Annotated in this window: 14 protein-coding genes and 1 other RNA gene; 10 read left to right on the top strand and 5 right to left on the bottom strand. The window is 71.7% G+C overall.

Annotation, left to right across the window (positions count from 1 at the left end):
• The first annotated feature begins 7 nt into the window (after positions 1–7).
• From DEJ25_RS07265 to DEJ25_RS07235, 7 genes are all read left to right on the top strand, one after another.
• Positions 8–2,665 (top strand): phosphoenolpyruvate carboxylase, encoded by a 2,658-nt coding sequence (locus tag DEJ25_RS07265; protein ID WP_110904559.1) that lies wholly within the window; start codon positions 8–10, stop codon positions 2,663–2,665.
• A gap of 108 nt (positions 2,666–2,773) precedes the next feature.
• Complete coding sequence (locus tag DEJ25_RS07260) at positions 2,774–3,112, top strand: STAS domain-containing protein (RefSeq protein ID WP_110904558.1); 339 nt, start codon at positions 2,774–2,776, stop codon at positions 3,110–3,112.
• On the top strand, positions 3,103–3,531 hold the full coding sequence (locus tag DEJ25_RS07255; protein WP_110904557.1) for an ATP-binding protein: 429 nt from the start codon (positions 3,103–3,105) through the stop codon (positions 3,529–3,531). The genes DEJ25_RS07260 and DEJ25_RS07255 overlap by 10 nt, the downstream gene beginning before the upstream one ends.
• Positions 3,532–3,597: 66 nt before the next feature.
• Complete coding sequence (locus DEJ25_RS07250; protein WP_181427368.1) at positions 3,598–4,557, top strand: helix-turn-helix domain-containing protein; 960 nt, start codon at positions 3,598–3,600, stop codon at positions 4,555–4,557.
• Positions 4,558–4,688: 131 nt separating this feature from the next.
• Positions 4,689–5,804: a hypothetical protein gene (locus DEJ25_RS07245; RefSeq protein ID WP_111044251.1), complete on the top strand. Its 1,116-nt coding sequence runs from the start codon at positions 4,689–4,691 to the stop codon at positions 5,802–5,804.
• 38 nt (positions 5,805–5,842) lie between these two features.
• Positions 5,843–6,676, top strand: coding sequence for a Nif3-like dinuclear metal center hexameric protein (locus DEJ25_RS07240; protein ID WP_111044250.1), 834 nt, complete (start codon positions 5,843–5,845; stop codon positions 6,674–6,676).
• A gap of 2 nt (positions 6,677–6,678) precedes the next feature.
• On the top strand, positions 6,679–7,413 hold the full coding sequence (locus DEJ25_RS07235) for a zinc ribbon domain-containing protein (protein WP_110904553.1): 735 nt from the start codon (positions 6,679–6,681) through the stop codon (positions 7,411–7,413).
• Between the two features lie 167 nt (positions 7,414–7,580).
• On the opposite strand, the gene rnpB is transcribed toward DEJ25_RS07235, so the two are convergent.
• From rnpB to map, 3 genes are all read right to left on the bottom strand, one after another.
• Positions 7,581–7,937: RNase P RNA component class A (gene rnpB, locus DEJ25_RS07230), an RNA gene on the bottom strand.
• A gap of 77 nt (positions 7,938–8,014) precedes the next feature.
• Positions 8,015–8,767: a polyphosphate--glucose phosphotransferase gene (ppgK, locus tag DEJ25_RS07225; RefSeq protein WP_110904552.1), complete on the bottom strand. Its 753-nt coding sequence runs from the start codon at positions 8,765–8,767 to the stop codon at positions 8,015–8,017.
• 70 nt (positions 8,768–8,837) lie between these two features.
• Positions 8,838–9,701, bottom strand: coding sequence for a type I methionyl aminopeptidase (gene map / locus DEJ25_RS07220; RefSeq protein ID WP_111044289.1), 864 nt, complete (start codon positions 9,699–9,701; stop codon positions 8,838–8,840).
• 201 nt (positions 9,702–9,902) lie between these two features.
• On the opposite strand from map, the gene DEJ25_RS07215 reads away from it, so the two are divergent.
• Positions 9,903–10,088: an SPOR domain-containing protein gene (locus DEJ25_RS07215; RefSeq protein ID WP_110904550.1), complete on the top strand. Its 186-nt coding sequence runs from the start codon at positions 9,903–9,905 to the stop codon at positions 10,086–10,088.
• A gap of 6 nt (positions 10,089–10,094) precedes the next feature.
• Here the strand turns inward: DEJ25_RS07215 and DEJ25_RS07210 are convergent, their stop codons facing one another.
• Complete coding sequence (locus DEJ25_RS07210) at positions 10,095–10,328, bottom strand: CDGSH iron-sulfur domain-containing protein (protein WP_258366038.1); 234 nt, start codon at positions 10,326–10,328, stop codon at positions 10,095–10,097.
• Positions 10,318–11,415 carry an iron-containing redox enzyme family protein gene (locus tag DEJ25_RS07205; protein ID WP_111044288.1) on the bottom strand — a complete coding sequence of 366 codons (1,098 nt, stop codon included), beginning with the start codon at positions 11,413–11,415 and terminating at the stop codon, positions 10,318–10,320. Before DEJ25_RS07205 ends, DEJ25_RS07210 begins: the two co-directional genes overlap by 11 nt.
• Positions 11,416–11,689: 274 nt before the next feature.
• On the opposite strand from DEJ25_RS07205, the gene glnA reads away from it, so the two are divergent.
• Complete coding sequence (gene glnA, locus DEJ25_RS07200; RefSeq protein ID WP_110904548.1) at positions 11,690–13,027, top strand: type I glutamate--ammonia ligase; 1,338 nt, start codon at positions 11,690–11,692, stop codon at positions 13,025–13,027.
• Between the two features lie 36 nt (positions 13,028–13,063).
• Entirely contained in the window at positions 13,064–16,048 is a 2,985-nt protein-coding gene (locus tag DEJ25_RS07195; RefSeq protein ID WP_111044248.1) for a bifunctional [glutamine synthetase] adenylyltransferase/[glutamine synthetase]-adenylyl-L-tyrosine phosphorylase, read from the top strand.
• The last annotated feature ends 444 nt before the right edge of the window (positions 16,049–16,492 follow it).

Below are 16,492 nucleotides of genomic sequence, written 5' to 3'. Positions count from 1 at the left end.
GGACGAGATGACGGCGATCGACGGTTCGACGCGCTTCGGACGCGCGCGTGACGACGTCAGCGGAGCGGTCGACAGTGACCTGCGCGCTGACGTGCGGTACCTCGGCAACCTGCTCGGACGGGTGCTCCGCGAGACCGGTGGCGACGACCTGCTGCGGGACGTCGAGGCGCTCCGCCAGGCGGTCATCGACGCGTACGAGGGCACCGATGAAGACGGCGCCACCCGCGCCGAAGCGGTCGTCTCCACGTTCTCCGCCGAGCGTGCGGAAGAGGTCGCCCGGGCCTTCACCTCGTACTTCCACCTGGTCAACCTCGCTGAGGAGCACCACCGGGTCCGGGTGCTCCGTGCCCGCGGTGACGACGGCGGCCAGCCGGGTGACTCGTTCCCCGCGACCTTCGTCGAGCTCGTCGAGCAGGTCGGCGCCGACGAAGCCGCTGCCCGTCTCGAAGGCCTGCGCTTCCACCCGGTCCTCACCGCGCACCCGACCGAGGCCCGCCGTCGTGCGGTGACCACGGGTGTCCGGCGCATCACCGACCTCATCGACGAGCGCGACCGCACGAAGAACGCGACCGCCCGTGCCGAGAACGAGCGTCGTCTCCTCGAGGAGATCGCGACGTTGCTCCGCACCTCCCCGCTCCGCACCACCCGGCCGACCCCGCTCGACGAGGTCCGCACCGCGATGAGCGTGTTCGACCAGACCCTGTTCGAGATCGTGCCGCAGGTGTACCGCCTGCTCGACGATCGCCTGCAGGGTGACGACGCCGGCCGCGCTCCGGTGCAGGCCCCGGCGTTCGTGCGCTTCGGCACCTGGATCGGTGGGGACCGCGACGGCAACCCGCACGTCACCGCCGACGTCACCCGCCAGGCCGCCGAGATCGCCGCAGAGCACATCCTGCTCGGGCTGGCCCGGGCCGCCACCCGCATCGGCAGCGCCCTGACGCTCGACTCCGACCACACCCCGGGAGACGCCGGGCTCACCGCGCTGGTCGCGGCGCAGGAGGCGCTCGACCCGGACGTCGCCGAGCGCATCGGCATCCGCGCCCCCACCGAGACCCACCGTCGGGCGCTGCTGTTCATCGCCGCCCGCATCGACGCCACCCGCCGCGACGATCGACCGCTGGCGTACGGCGGCCCGGACGAGTTGCTCGCCGACCTGCACGTGGTGCAGGCCTCGCTGACCGCCGCCGGGGCCCTGCGTGCCGCGAACGGCGAGCTGCAGAACCTGGTCTGGCAGGTCGAGACCTTCGGGTTCCACCTGGCCGAGCTCGAGATCCGCCAGCACTCCCAGGTGCACCGCACGGCCCTCGCCGAGATCCGCGCCGGGGGAGACCTGAGTGCGATGACCGAAGAGGTCCTCGCCGTCTTCCGCACCATCGCGGACCTGCAGCACCGCTACGGCGTCCGCTCGGCCAGCCGGTACATCGTCTCGTTCACCCAGTCCGCCGAGGACCTGGCGAACGTGCACGAGCTCGCCGTGGCCGCACTCGGGTCGGTCGAGGCCGCTCCGGTGCTCGACGTCATCCCGCTCTTCGAGACCTTCGCCGACCTGCACGCCAGCGTCGACATCCTCGACGAAGCCGTCCGCACCGAGCCGTTCCAGCGTCGTCTGGCCGCGACCGGGCACCGGCTCGAGGTCATGCTCGGCTACTCGGACTCATCGAAGGACGTCGGCCCGGTGTCGGCGAACCTGGCCCTGTACGACGCCCAGGCGCGGATCGCGTCCTGGGCGACGGAGCACGACGTCGAGCTGACGCTGTTCCACGGCCGCGGCGGGTCGCTCGGTCGTGGCGGTGGTCCGGCGAACGAGGCCGTGCTCGCGCAGCCGCCCGGGTCGATCGACGGCCGCCTCAAGCTCACCGAGCAGGGTGAGGTGATCTTCGCCCAGTACGGCGACCAGGACATCGCCGCCCGGCACCTCGAGCAGATGGCCTCGGCCACGCTGTTCGCGTCGTCGCCGTCCAACGAGTCCCGTACCGCAGCCGCCGCCGAGCGCTTCGCCGACCTGGCGCAGCAGCTCGACGACGTCTCCCGTGCCGCCTTCTACGACCTCGTGAAGGCCGACGGCTTCGCACCGTGGTTCGCCCGTGTCACGCCGATGGAAGAACTCGGGCTCCTGCCGCTCGGGTCCCGTCCGGCCCGTCGTGGTCTCAGCGTCGAGTCGCTCGAGGACCTCCGGGCGATCCCGTGGGTGTTCTCGTGGACGCAGGCCCGCATCAACCTCGCCGGCTGGTACGGCCTGGGCTCCGCGCTCGAGGCGGTCGGTGACCTCGACCTGCTCCGCACGGCAGCCGCCGAGTGGCCGCTGTTCGCCGCGCTGGTCAAGAACGTCGAGATGTCGCTCGCGAAGACCGACGTGCAGATCGCGCGGCGGTACCTCGCGCTCGCGGACCGGGGCGACCTCGGCCAGAAGGTCCTGGACGAGATGCACCGGACCCGCTCCTGGGTGCTGCGGATCAGCGGCGCAGAGGACGTGCTCGAGGACCGGCCGGTGCTCGCGCGGGCCGTCCGCCTGCGCTCCCCGTACGTCGACGCGCTGTCGCACCTGCAGCTGCGGGCACTCCGGGCGATCCGTTCCTCCGGCAGTTCCGACACCACGGACGGCGACCACCGACTGCTCCTGCTGACGGTGAACGGCATCGCCGCCGGCCTGCAGAACACGGGGTGATCCCCCGGACCGGGGGCACGGACGCCAGCGCGTCCTGTTCCCCCGGTCGCCATGACCCGTTAGCCTCCGATGAGGCACGCGCAGACTCTCGAGGGGGCCCCACACACAATGGACATCGTCGTACACGAAGCCGGCACCGAAGCGGCGGTGCTGGAGTGCTCCGGACGCCTCAACATGGTGTCGGCACCCGCCTTCCGTGAGACCGTCGCGACGGTCATCGAGGGCGGTCGTCCTCGTGTCGCCGTCGAGCTGTCGCACGTGGAGTTCCTCGACTCCTCGGGCCTCGGAGCGCTCGTCGGTGCGCTGAAGACCGCCCGACAGGCCGGCGGTGACCTCCGGATCGCGGCACCGTCCGAGCAGGTCGCGATGGTGCTGAAGCTGTCGAACATCGACAAGATCCTCCGCAGCTACGCCGACGGCGACGAAGCCGTCCGCGAATGGGTCTGACCGGAGCCGTCGTGGGCGAGCACCGGTTGGACTTCGCGTCGCCGCCCGACGACGTCTCCTCGGTGCACGACTTCCTCAGCGACGTCTGGACGGCCGAGCCCGCCGTCAGCGTCGAGGACCGGATGGCCCTCGAACTCGCGATCATCGAGCTGGCGTCGAACGTGATCGAGCACGCCACCGCCGGCATCCCGCTCACGTGCTCGTTGACGCTCGCGGTCGCCAGCGACGGACTGGAGGCCCGGATCACCGACGACGGCCGCCCCGCGTCCGTCGACGTGGCCGGTGCCACCCTGCCGGACGACATGGCAGAGAGCGGTCGTGGCCTCGCCCTCGTGCAGATGGTCGTCGACGAACTGCGCTACGACCGACACGGCGACGAGAACCGCTGGACGGTCCGGAAGTCCACCCGCGCGGCGTGAGCCGCTTCCCGCGGCAGGTTCATCCAGATGCATGAAGTTGTCGCGGTGCGTGCCACCATTCCCGGGATGACCACCACCGTGGACCCCAGGACCGTCTTCGAGACGTCGGGTGCCGACCTCGATGCCGCCCGTGCGGTGTTCGAGCAGGCCTACGCGGCCTCCGGGTTCCTGCCCGAGCGGACCGAACGCGCCTTCGGGTACCGCTTCCGGACGGTCGGCGACCAGACGACGTCGTTCCGGTCGACCCGGTTCGACGCGCGCATGGTCGGCGAGGTCGATTCCGGCGACCAGGTCAGCGTGTCCTGGGTGACGGACGGCGGCGGCGTGCTGGACGTCGGTCGTGACGAGGTCGCCCTCGCGCCGGGACGGCCGGTGGTGTTCCCGACCGGGCGCCCCTACCGCTTCGAGCTGGCCGACGTGCGGCAGAGCGTGGTGCAGCTCGATCGGACCTTCCTCGAACGGATCGCGGCCGAGGCGTACGGCACCGAACCCGGCACCCTGGTCTTCGACCACACGGCAGCGCCCGGGGTCGAGGCCGTCCGTGCCTGGAACCACCAGGTGCAGGAGGCGTCCCAGATCGTGCTCGGCAAGGCCCCGGTGTCGGTGCTCGCCCTCGCCGACACGGCCCGCCGGACCGCCCTGGCGCTCCTGACCACCTTCCCGCACCGCATCACCGCCCGTCACGTCCCGCTGCCCACCGGGGCCACCGGGCGGGTGCGATCGGCCATCGAGTACATGCACGCCGCCGCGCACACGCCGATCACCACGACCGATGTCGCCGAGCACGTCGGACTCAGCGTCCGCGGCCTGCAGCAGGCGTTCCAGCGGAAGATCGGCGTCGCACCGAACGCCCTGCTGCGGGGGATCCGCCTGGACCGGGTCCGCGACGAGCTCCGTGCCGGCACACCGACCGACACGACCGTGGCCAGCGTCGCCGTCCGGTGGGGTTTCGCGCACCTGGGCCGGTTCTCGGCTGCCTACGCCCGGCGTTTCCTGGAGTACCCCCGCGACACCCTGCACGGCTGACAGCGCGGTCGGCCCCGCGCGGTCCCCTGACACAGCGACACGCCGCTCCGACCGGGGCGACATGCCACCGGATCCCGCGACACTCCGCCGATGTCCGCGCCGATCGAGCGTGCGATATTCATACTCCTCACATGGAGACGCAGTCCGGAGCACGCACGCCCCTCGTGGACCCCTTCGGTCGCGAACTCGAGGAGTGGTTGCGCGACGCCCCGGCCACGCGGTCGCCGTACCTCGCAGACCTCGTCGTCCCCCCGGTGACGGGTCCGGTGCGCCGTCCCGTGCTGCCCCCGGTGCACGGGGAACAGCTGGCAGTCGACCTCCCCGAGGCCGAGGCCGAGACCGGTACCGAATACGAGGTGGACGCCGAGCCCGCGGTCGCCGCCGAGCCCGCCGCCCCCACCACCTCGGGTGACGACCGCGCCTTCCGCCGCGACCGTGCCCGTCACGTGGCCGTCTGCGCCCCGTCCTTCCCGGAGCCGCCCGAGCGCTTCGCCCTCCGCTTCGACGACCTCGCCGTCGCGCTCGACGCCGCGAGTGGCCGGACCACCATCGAACGGATCGACCTGCTCGAGGACGAGGTCCGCGTCCGCGACGAGGACCTCGCTCGCCTCGCCGCCTGGGAGGCCGTCGTCGCCGACAGCACCGATGCGGAGGTCGAGGGTGCACGGGCCTTCGCTCGCGAGGTCTTCGCCGACCTGCTGGCCGACGCCGCACTCGAGGCCGACCGCCGTGAGCGAGCCGCCCTCGGCCGGGCCGCCACGTCGCCCGTGCGGCTCGGAGCCGTCCGCCCGCTCCTGCCGGCACCGCACCGCGCGGTTGCGGATCCGGTGACGGTCGACGTCCCGGCCGACGACCGGCCGGACCACGGCATCCTGGCCACCGCCGGACTGCGGACCGCGGTCCGACCGGTGTCGAGCCTCCAGACCGTCTCGCCGTCCTCCCCGCCGGTCCCGGCGTCCGGTCGACCGACGCCACTGGTGCAGCCGGCCACCGGGCCGACCGTCATCGACCGCGAGGCGTTCGCCGCCGTGCTCCGCGCGCACACCGGCGAGCAGCCGGTCGTGTCCGTCGAGGTCCCGGTGGCCGCACCGGTCGCGGCACCGGAGACCACCGACGACACCGTCGCGACGGACGCCGCCGACGGCCCAGCCGACGGGGAGGCCCGTGGCGACGCGTCGTCCACCGTGCCGTCCGGCTGGTGGTCGCGTCTCGTCGCCCGTCTGCTGCACCTCGTCGGCCGTCGCTGACACCCGGGTGGAGGCCGCCGTCTCGGTACACTGACGGGATGCCGACGCTCCGAGAACTGCAGTCCGTCGTCGAGTCCCTGTGGCCGGCGGCCGGGGCGGAGTCCTGGGACTCCGTCGGCCTCGTCTCGGGCGACCCGGACGCTGTGGTCGAACACATCCACCTGGCCGTCGACGCCGTGCCGGACACCGCACGCGAAGCCGTCGCTGCCGGGGTCGACCTGCTGCTGACGCACCACCCCCTGCTGCTGCGCGGTGTGACCACGATCGACGAGTCCACCTACAAGGGCTCGGTCCTCGCCACGCTCGTGCGCGGCGGCTGCGCGCTCCTCGCGGCACACACGAACGCCGACGTCGTCACCACCGGCACCTCCGCCGTGCTCGCGGACCGGATCGGCCTGCAGCAGCAGCGTCCGCTCGAACCCGCCGCCGACGGCGTGACCGGCATCGGCCGGGTCGGCGTCCTCGCCGAACCCGTGGCGCTCGGCGTCCTCGCCCGGCGGATCGTCGACGTCCTGCCCGCCACCGCGACCGGGGTCCGGGTGTCGGGGGAGTACGACCGTCCGGTCCGCAGCGTCGCCCTGTGCGCCGGTGCGGGCGACGCGTACCTCGGCAACCCCGAGGTGCGGGCGGCCGACGTCTACGTGACGAGCGACCTCCGGCACCACCCCGCCTCCGAGTTCCGCGAGCAGGCGATGGTGGCCGACGGGCCCGCGCTCATCGACACCTCGCACTGGGCGACCGAGTGGCTCTGGCTCGACGTCGCCGCCGAACAGCTGCGTGCCGCCACCGGGGTCCGCGTCACCGTGAGCGACCTCCGCACCGACCCGTGGGACTTCGCCGTCCTGCCATCCGCCCCCAACGAAGGAGCCTGACCATGAAGGCAGCACCCGAGGACCAGGCCATCTTGCTCGACGTCCAACGACTCGACAACGACATCACCCGGTTGGCACACCGGATCAGCTCCCTGCAGAAGGGTGAGCACCTCACCGAGCTCGGTACCCGGGCCGCCGGGCTGCGGAGCCAGCTCGCCGCGGCCACGGGCGACGTGGAGGACGCCGAGCGTGACCTCGCCCGCCTCGAGTCGGACACCGCCACCGCGCAGGCACGCATCGAGCGCGACACCACGCTGCTGCAGAACGTCGGCAGCGCGAAGGACGCCGCCGGGCTGCAGAACGAGCTCGACTCGCTGAACCGCCGGACGAACGACCTCGAGACGCAGGAGCTCGAGGTCATGGAGAAGCTCGACCAGCTGCGCGCCCGGGTCGGTGACATCGAGAAGCAGCTCGCCGACATCGACGCCGAGCGTGGACGCCTGATGGGGGTGCGCGACGACGGCATCGCCCGGTTCGAGAAGGACCGCGTCGCCGCGGTGCAGTCCCGCGCCGACGTCGCAGCCAAGGTGCCGGCGGACCTCCTCGCGCTGTACGAGCGCCAGCGGGCCCGGTACGGCTTCGGGGCGTCGTTGCTGCAGGGCGGCGTGTCGACGGCGTCCGGCGTGGCGCTGAACAACTCCGACCTGGCGTCGATCCGGGCCGCGGCGCCGGACGACGTCGTGCTCTGCCCGGACAGCGACGCGATCCTGGTGCGGACGGCTGAGTCCGGCCTGTAGGCGGCGGGTTCGCACGCTCGGTGTCGCCGAGACGCCGCCGTGTGCGCGAGACGCCGCCGGATTCGGCGGCGTCTCGCGCGTTGCGCGGCGTCTCGCGGCGACGCCGACGTGGAACACGACAGCCCGGCACCTCGCGGTGCCGGGCTGTCGTGTTCGTACGGTCTGGGCGAACGGGCCGGCCGTACGCCGGGTTCTGTCCCGCCTCGCGGCGGTGACGGCCATCTCTCTCGGACCGACGTTGCCGTCGGCCTCCAGCGGTCTACCCGAGGACTCGGCGAGCAGCCTCAGCGTCCTCTGTCTGACCTTGCTCCGGGCGAGGTTTACCGAGCAGATCCGGTCACCCGGATCCCTGGTGGTCTCTTACACCACCGTTTCACCCTTACCGACGTCGCCGCCGGCGGTCTGTTCTCTGTGGCACTGTCTCGCGGATTGCTCCGGGTGGGTGTTACCCACCGCCCTGCTCTGTGGAGCCCGGACGTTCCTCGGCACTCCCGGGGGAGTGACGCGACCGTCTCACCGACCCGTTCGCTCCGACGAGTCTAGCGGCCCAGCTGGTCAGCCCGGATCAGCACCCCGACCCGGTCCCACACCCGCAGCCGGGTCAGCGGGTGCTGCGTGCTGCCAGGGTCGCCGCGCCGATGATGCCCGCGTTGTTGCGGAGCGTCGCGGGGATGATCTCCGCCTGCAGGTCGAGCAGCGGCAGGAACTCCTCGTACTGCTTCGACACGCCACCACCGACGACGAAGAGCTCGGGGGAGAGCAGTGCCTCGAGCCGCGAGTAGTACTTCTGCAGGCGCTTCGCCCAGTGCTTCCAGGACAGGTCGTCCCGCTCCTTGGCGGCGAAGGACGCCTTCGTCTCGTAGTCGACGCCCTCGATCTCCAGGTGGCCGAGCTCCGCGTTCACGATGAGCACGCCGTCGTTGATGAGGGCAGTGCCGATGCCGGTGCCCAACGTCGTCATGATGACGAGTCCGTCGCGGCCCTTCGCGGCGCCGAACTGCTGCTCGGCGAACCCGGCGGCGTCGGCGTCGTTGACGAAGTGGATCGAGCGGCCGAGCTCCTTCTCGAACAGCGCCTCGGCCTCGAAGCCGATCCACTTCTTCGAGACGTTCGCCGCGGACATGGTCTTGCCATCGCGGACGATGGCCGGGAAGCAGACCCCGACCGGGACGTCCGAGGCGGGGGAGAGGTCGTCGAGGATCGACTTGGCGACCTCGACGATGTCGTTGGGCCGGCCGCCCTCGGGCGTGGCCTTCTTGATCCGGTCGGTGGTGAGTTCGCCGGTCGCCGTGTCGACGATCGCGCCCTTGATGCCTGTTCCGCCGATGTCGACGCCGACTGCGAGTGAGGTCATGGGGAGCGGTGCCTTCCGTAGGTGACGAGTGTGTCCGGCACGGTCCCGAGGCCGGGCGCGCCGCGGGTGGTCAGGAGACGGTGAGGAGTTCGGTGCCGCGTTCGGTCACGAGGAGCGTGTGCTCGAACTGCGCGGTCCAGGAGTGGTCACGGGTGGTGACGGTCCAGTCGTCGGCCCAGATGTCCGCGTCGATGCCACCGAGGGTCAGCATCGGCTCGACCGTGAAGACCATGCCGGGCTCGATCACGGTGTCGTAGCGGACGTCGTCCACGTGCGGGATGACGAGGCCGGAGTGGAAGGCCCGTCCGACGCCGTGCCCGGTGTAGTCGCGGACCACCCCGTAGCCGAAGCGCTTGGCGTACGACTCGATCGCGCGGCCGATGACGTTGACCTGGCGGCCGGGGGCGACGGCGCGGATGCCGCGGTGCATCGCCTCTTCGGTGCGGGTGACGAGGTCCTGCACCTCGGGCGCGGCCTGCCCGACCACGAAGGTCCGGTTGGTGTCACCGTGCATGCCGTCCTTGTACGCGGTGATGTCGATGTTCACGATGTCGCCGTCCTGCAGCACGGTGTCGTCGGGGATGCCGTGGCAGATCACCTCGTTGAGCGACGAGCAGAGCGACTTCGGGTACCCGCGGTAACCGAGGGTCGAGGGGTAGGCGCCGTGGCCGACGACGAACTCGTGGCCGATCCGGTCGAGTTCGTCGGTCGTGATGCCCGGGCGGATCGCCGCACCGACGGCGTCGATGGCCTGGGAGGCGATGCGACCGGCTGTGCGGATCCGCTCGACCTCGTCCGGCGTGTACGTGTCGCCGAGCCCGTGCTCATGGGGTTCGACCTTGCCGACGTACTCGGGTCGCTCGATGTCCTTCGGGACGGGCCGCTGCGGTGAGATGCGGCCGGCAGTCAGGTGTCCGTGTTCGTCCCGGGGCATGCGTTCCACTCTAGCGGCGTGTCGGGCCCGGCCGTCGCCTCCCGGCTGTGGGGCTCGTCTGCAGGCACACGGCACACGGCACACGGCACACGGCACACGGCACGCGGCACGCCGCACGCGCCCGGCCGCCGGCTCACCGCCCGGCTCACGACCCGACCCTCTGCGCGGACGCCCCGGGTCCGCCCGGGTACGGTCGGGCCCATGACCGACGAGCGCATCGAATCCCAGTGGTGGTACAACGACAAGACCGGAGAGGTCGAGCAGGGCCCGAAGTCGACGAACCGGCACCACATCGGCCCCTTCCCGACCCGCGACGAGGCCGCACACGCGCTGGACCGGGTCCGGCAGAACAACGAGCGAGCCGACGCCGCGGACCAGGAGAGCTGACCGGCCTCAGGCCGTCGGCTCGGCGGGCGGCTCCGGTTCGGTCCGGAACCCGATGATCTTGTGCGTGCCGTCGCAGTAGGGCTTCAGCATCGACTTGCCGCACCGGCAGAGGGCGACCGTCCGGCGTCGCCGGGGCAGTTCCTGTCCGTCCGGACCGAGCACCGCGACGTCACCGCGCAGCAGGAACGGGCCGTCCGGGTACGCGACCACCGACGGCTCGTCCTCGCGCTCACGCGACACGGGAGGCACCGTCCGTCGACCGCATCGCCGTGACGTCGGTGCCGCGGGCATCCGCGTCGCCAGCGCTCCGGGACTCGCCGTCGAGGGGGAGCCGCAGGGAACTGCGTCCCTGCTCCCAGCTGGAGAGCAGCTGCGTCCCTGCCATGCCCTCGACGACGAGGCACGCGGCGGCGCCGAACATCACGTCGTCGAGCAGCGTCGGGTCGGCCTCGACCATCCCGCCGGCCAGGTCACGGCCGGCGATCTGCTCGTGCACCGCGTCGGCCTCCACGTGTTCGTCGAAGTACCACGTCGCGTCCTCGTCGAACCCGTTCCGCCGGAACCCGTCGCCGTAGAGCTTGCTCGGGATCGACGAGGTCATCTCGAACGCCGCCAGGTGCCCGACGATGGCTCCGCGGAGGCGCCGGTGGAGACCGAACATGCTCATCATGTTGAGCGCACCGAGCGTGATCGCCGGCAGGTGGTCGACGTAGGCCCCGTAGGAGTCGTCCAGGCTGGCGGCGCGCAGCGTCCTGGCGAAGATCGCCGAGTGCATGCGCTTCGGGCGTCCGCCGCCGTACTCGTCCGACTGGATCTCGACCAACGCGGCCTTGGCCCGACCCGACAGCCGCGGGATCGCCCAGCTGTGCGGGTCGGCCTCCTTCAGCGTGTACACGGTGCGCTGCACCAGGAACTCGCGGATCTGCGCGCGATCGGCCTTCCGGGCCACCCACCGGGACACGCTCGGTCCGCTGTCGGCGGCGGTCAGGGCGAACAGCGCCGCGGACACCGCCTCGGCGGTCGGCTCGGGGCGCTCGGGAACCGGGACGGCGGCGCGGACGGCGGCTTCGAGCGCGGTCTCGACGACCGCACGCGTGCCGAGCAGGTGGACGTCCCACTCCAGGGAGTCGTCGACGCCGGCGATGCCGCCGTAGTGGAGTTCGTAGAGGACGAACAGTGCGAGCTGCAGGTCGTCGTCGTTCAGGACGTCCTGGGAACGGGCGACGGCGGCGGCGGCGACGTCACGGAGGGTCTCGTCCGGTGCGCCGGTGGTGAGTGCGGCGAGGACTGCGGTGCTGAGAGGTCCCCGTGGTGCCGGCACGGGCATCGGGGTCTGGGTGAGGACTTCGGCGGCGTCGAGGACGGCCATGTGGTGCTCCTTCGCAGGGTCGGTACGGTCCGAGCCTGGCCCAGGCGGCTGACAGGCCCGGCGCGAGAGGCCGCGGACCGCACCCGGTACACGCGTCGTCGTCGCCCTCGCGCCGTCCACAGCCCGCGCGCGCCCCGCCCACGAGGAGCCGCACGGGCACTAGCCTGTGTGCACGGCCGCGATGCGGCCCGGCGGGTCGCATCGCGGCTCGGTGAACACGGAAAGGTCGTGCATGGACAAGCAGACGGACTTCGTGCTCCGCACCATCGAGGAGCGCGGGATCAAGTTCATCCGGCTCTGGTTCACCGACGTGATCGGCACGTTGAAGTCGGTCGCCATCGCGCCGGCCGAGGTCGAGGGCGCGTTCGCCGAGGGCATCGGGTTCGACGGCTCCGCGATCGAGGGCCTGACCCGCTCGTACGAGGCCGACGTGCTCGCGCACCCGGACCCTTCGACGTTCCAGATCCTGCCCTGGCGGGGCGAGATCGACCCGACCGCGCGGATGTTCTGCGACATCACGACACCGGACGGGCAGCCGGCCGTGGCCGACCCCCGCAACGTCCTGAAGCGGACCCTGGCCCGGGCGAGCGACCGCGGGTTCACGTTCTACACGCACCCCGAGATCGAGTTCTACCTGCTCAAGGACCGCGACTGGAAGGACGGCGGCCCGAAGCCCGTCGACCAGGCCGGCTACTTCGACAACGTCCCCGGCGGCAGCGCGCACGACTTCCGTCGCCGCTCGGTCCGGATGCTCGAGGACCTCGGCATCTCGGTGGAGTTCAGCCACCACGAGGCCGGCCCGGGCCAGAACGAGATCGACCTCCGCTACGCCGACGCCCTGACCATGGCGGACAACATCATGACGTTCCGCACCGTCGTGAAAGAGGTCGCGATCGAGCAGGGCGTCTACGCGACGTTCATGCCGAAGCCGCTCTCCGGGCAGCCGGGATCAGGCATGCACACGCACGTGTCGCTCTTCGAGGGGGACCAGAACGCGTTCTACGAGCCCGGTGGCGAGTACCAGCTCTCGCGCACGGCCAAGCACTTCATCGCGGGTGTGCTGCGGCACGCGCCGGAGATCACCGCGGTCACGAACCAGTTCGTCAACTCCTACAAGCGTCTCTGGGGCGGCGATGAGGCCCCGTCCTTCGTGACGTGGGGCCACAACAACCGTTCGGCGCTCGTCCGCGTGCCGCTGTACAAGCCGAACAAGGGCCAGTCGGCGCGCATCGAGTACCGCGGGATCGACTCCGCAGCCAACCCGTACCTGGCGTACTCGCTGCTGCTCGCCGCGGGCCTGAAGGGCATCGAGGAGGGCTACGAGCTCCCGGCCGAGGCCGAGGACAACGTCTGGAGCCTGTCCGACTCGGAGCGCAAGGCGCTCGGCTACAGCCAGTTGCCGGCGAGCCTCGACCACGCCCTGTCGCTGATGGAGGACTCGGAGCTCGTCGCCGAGACCCTGGGGGAACAGGTTTTCAACTTCGTGCTCCTCAACAAGCGCCAGGAGTGGAAGCGGTACCGCGACCAGGTCACCCCGTTCGAGTTGGACACCAACCTCGGCATGCTCTGACTCCACGTCAGGACACACGACGGGAGCGCACGCCAGATGACCAGCCGGACCGAGACCTCGCGTTCCCAGCTGGCCCGGCTCGGGTTCGCCGACCTGTCCGGCTCGCTGGAGCGGATCGCCGCCCTGGAGGCCCGTCCCGGTTCGGATCTGCGCGTCCCGATCGCGGATGCCGAGTCGGTCTGGGCCGCCACGGCGGACCCGGACGGAGCGCTGCTCGCGCTCGAGCGGCTCATCGAGTCGGCTCCGGAGCAGTTGCGCCCGGTCCTGGCCGACCCCGGGGCGACCGAGCGCCTGGTTCGGCTGCTCGGTGCGTCCACCGGGCTCGCCGAGTTCCTGCAGCGCCGGCCGGACGAGCTCGCGCTGGTGCTCGATCCCGTCGCACCGCCGTGGTCCCAGGAGCGGTACACGGCCTCCCTCGACCAGGCGGTGGACGGGAGCTCGGGCGAGACCGCTCGCCGGCGACTCCGTGTCCGCTACCGCCGGCACCTGGCGCAGATCGCCCTGTTCGACGTCCTGCACCCGTCCCCGACCGAGGCGTTCCCGGACGTCGCCGCAGGCCTCGCCGATCTCGCCGGCGCTGCGCTCGACGCCGCCGTGACGGTCGCGCGTCGCGAGGTCCCGTTCCCCGTCGCGGACGTCGCCGCCACGCCGCTCGCGGTGATCGCGATGGGGAAGGCCGGGGCACGCGAGCTCAACTACGTCAGCGACGTCGACGTCATCTTCGTGACCGAGCCGACCGAGCCGACCGAGCCGTCCGAGGGGGACGACGCGCCCCGGATCAGCACCGACCGCGCGGTCCTCATCGCGACGCGGTTGGCGATCGCCGCGACCCACGTCATCACGGACCTCGCCGCGGAGCCCGCACTGTGGGAGGTCGATGCGAACCTCCGGCCGGAGGGCAAGGACGGCGCACTCGTCCGGACGCTCGAGTCGCACGTGGCGTACTACGAGCGCTGGGCGAAGGGGTGGGAGTTCCAGGCGCTGCTCAAGGCCCGGGCGATCGCCGGGTCGATGGACCTCGGCGAGCGCTACGTCGCCGCGGTGGAGCCCTTCGTGTGGCAGTCGTCGAAGCGTCCGGGGTTCGTGGAGTCGGTGCAGCGGATGCGGGAGCGGGTGACGGCGCACATCCCGGACGCCCAGGTCGACCGGCAGCTGAAGCTCGGCCCGGGCGGTCTGCGTGACGTCGAGTTCACCGTGCAGCTCCTGCAGCTCGTCCACGGACGTGACGACGAGTCCGTGCGCGTCCGCTCGACGCTCGAGGCGATGGACGCCCTGGCGGCCGCCGGGTACGTCGGACGGCCGGAGGCGGCGCGCTTCGGACCGGACTACGCCCTGCTCCGGGTCCTCGAACACCACATCCAGCTCCGGCGGCTGCAGCGCACCCACCTGATGCCGTCCGACGAGGACGAACTCCGGGTCCTCGCTCGCTCCACTCGCCTGGCGTCCTCGGCGTCGGCGCTGCAGGACCGTTGGCGATCGGTGAAGCTCGAGGTCCGCGGCCTGCACGAGCGGCTCTTCTACCGACCGATGCTCGCGGCGGTGGCGTCCACCGACGGCGAGATCGTCCTGACGAGCAGTCAGGTCAGCGACCGGCTCACCGCGATCGGGTTCCTCGATCCGGACGGGGCGGTCACCCACATCCGGGCACTGACGCAGGGGACGACCCGGCGGGCGGCGATCCAGCGGAACCTCCTGCCGGTCCTCCTGCGGTGGATGGCGGAGGGGCCCGCGCCGGACCGGGCGCTGCTGGCCTTCCGGCGACTCAGCGACACCCTGGGGGAGTCGAGCTGGTTCCTCCGGATGCTCCGGGACTCCTCGGGCGCCGCGCACAGCCTGACGACGGTGCTGAGCGAGTCGGCGTTCCTGTCCGGCCTCCTCGAACGCTTCCCCGAGGCCGTGGCCTGGTTGGACGAGCCGGACACTCTCCTCAAGCCCCGTCCGCTGCCGGCACTGCTGGCCGAGACGGGCGCGACGACCGCGCGACACGGGGACGCCGTGGACACGGCGGCCTCGCTCCTGCGCGGGGTCCGGCGGCGCGAGACGCTCCGGCTCGGCATGGCCGCCGTGCTCGGGCACCTGGACGTCGACGGGCTGGGTCCGGCGCTCAGCGACGTCACCGAGGCGACGCTGAGCGGCGCGCTCGACCTGGCACGACGGGACGCCCCGCAGGGTCTGGAGTTCGGGGTGATCGCGATGGGACGCTACGGCGGCCGCGAACTCGGGTTCGGCTCGGACGCCGACGTCCTCTTCGTCTACCGCTCGTCGACGGTGCCGAACGAGGTTGCCGCGCGCGCGTCGCAGGTCATCGTGCGTGAACTGAACCGCCTGACCGAGGACGCCCTGCACCCCTTCGACCTCGACATCGACCTGCGGCCCGAGGGGAAGAACGGCCCCGTGGTGCGCTCGATCGACTCGTACGCGGCCTACTACGCCCGCTGGTCCCTGACGTGGGAGGCCCAGGCGCTCCTGCGCGCCCGCGGCGCTGTGGGCGACGCCCAGCTGCTCCGCGACTTCGAGCACCTCGCCGATCGGACCCGGTACCCCGCCGCGATCGAGGACCGGGAGGTCCGCGAGGTCCGGCGCATCAAGGCCCGGGTGGAGTCCGAACGACTGCCCCGCGGCGCCGATCCTGCGCGTCACCTGAAGCTCGGTCGCGGTTCGTTGAGCGACGTCGAGTGGTTCGTGCAGCTCCTCCAGCTGCAGCACGGCCACGAGCAGCCGTCACTCCGCACCACGTCGACGCTCGAGGCGCTGCAGGCGGCCACGGACGCCGGCTGGGTCGCGCCGGAGGACGCCGAGCGCCTGGCCGCAGCATGGCGGTTCGCGTCCCGGACCCGGAGCGCGCTCGTGCTGTGGTCGGGACGGACGACGGACGTGCTGCCGGTCGAGCGGACGCAGCTGGAGGGCATCGCGCGCCTGCTGGAGTACCCGCCGGGGTCGGCGTCGCAGCTCGAGGAGGACTACCTCGCCGTGACCCGGCGCTCCCGGCAGGTCTTCGAGCGCGAGTTCTACGGCGCCTGATCGTCGTCCCGCACGGAGCCCCCGGCAACGCGACACGCCCGGGGTGTTGCGAACCGGGGCAAGATGACGAGTTGTCAAAGACAATTTTCGACTCGAACCGTCCGTACCCCGTTGCACTGTGCACCGTACCCCGATCGGTACCGATGCTGAACCGTTGTCAGCGCACGACCAGGGTTTCGGAACACAAGAGCAGCGTCGACGGCGTCAGTCGACGACGACCGGCTGAACCGCCTTCTGATCCGGGGTTCTCTGCGGACCGAGGGTGAGCCTCCCGGCCGTGTCCGACGCTCCGCCCTCCGACGGCGGCCGTCGGACCGGTCCGCGCAACTGCTGTCAGCACCAGTGGGGACAAGAGTCGGTCCGGCGTGCGGTGGACCACTCTGTCCCCCGATCGACACCGCGGTCACCCCCACCCGAGGGGCACGTTGCAGGGGTTGTCTGCGA

It is taken from the genome of Curtobacterium sp. MCPF17_011 (assembly GCF_003234145.1).
Lineage (GTDB): Bacteria > Actinomycetota > Actinomycetes > Actinomycetales > Microbacteriaceae > Curtobacterium.
The sequence above is the reverse complement of the archived record's forward strand: the minus strand, read 5'-3'. Positions and strand labels throughout refer to the sequence as shown.

Excerpts from the sequence above, each read along its gene's own strand:
- DEJ25_RS07260 (WP_110904558.1), top strand. The coding sequence starts at position 2,774 with ATGGACATCGTCGTACACGAAGCCGGCACCGAAGCGGCGGTGCTGGAG.
- DEJ25_RS07240 (WP_111044250.1), top strand. The coding sequence starts at position 5,843 with ATGCCGACGCTCCGAGAACTGCAGTCCGTCGTCGAGTCCCTGTGGCCG.
- DEJ25_RS07205 (WP_111044288.1), bottom strand. The coding sequence starts at position 11,415 with ATGCCCGTGCCGGCACCACGGGGACCTCTCAGCACCGCAGTCCTCGCC.
- DEJ25_RS07250 (WP_181427368.1), top strand. The coding sequence starts at position 3,598 with ATGACCACCACCGTGGACCCCAGGACCGTCTTCGAGACGTCGGGTGCC.
- DEJ25_RS07245 (WP_111044251.1), top strand. The coding sequence starts at position 4,689 with ATGGAGACGCAGTCCGGAGCACGCACGCCCCTCGTGGACCCCTTCGGT.
- map (WP_111044289.1), bottom strand. The coding sequence starts at position 9,701 with ATGCCCCGGGACGAACACGGACACCTGACTGCCGGCCGCATCTCACCG.
- glnA (WP_110904548.1), top strand. The coding sequence starts at position 11,690 with ATGGACAAGCAGACGGACTTCGTGCTCCGCACCATCGAGGAGCGCGGG.
- DEJ25_RS07265 (WP_110904559.1), top strand. The coding sequence starts at position 8 with ATGACGGCGATCGACGGTTCGACGCGCTTCGGACGCGCGCGTGACGAC.
- DEJ25_RS07195 (WP_111044248.1), top strand. The coding sequence starts at position 13,064 with ATGACCAGCCGGACCGAGACCTCGCGTTCCCAGCTGGCCCGGCTCGGG.
- DEJ25_RS07255 (WP_110904557.1), top strand. The coding sequence starts at position 3,103 with ATGGGTCTGACCGGAGCCGTCGTGGGCGAGCACCGGTTGGACTTCGCG.
- ppgK (WP_110904552.1), bottom strand. The coding sequence starts at position 8,767 with ATGACCTCACTCGCAGTCGGCGTCGACATCGGCGGAACAGGCATCAAG.
- DEJ25_RS07215 (WP_110904550.1), top strand. The coding sequence starts at position 9,903 with ATGACCGACGAGCGCATCGAATCCCAGTGGTGGTACAACGACAAGACC.
- DEJ25_RS07235 (WP_110904553.1), top strand. The coding sequence starts at position 6,679 with ATGAAGGCAGCACCCGAGGACCAGGCCATCTTGCTCGACGTCCAACGA.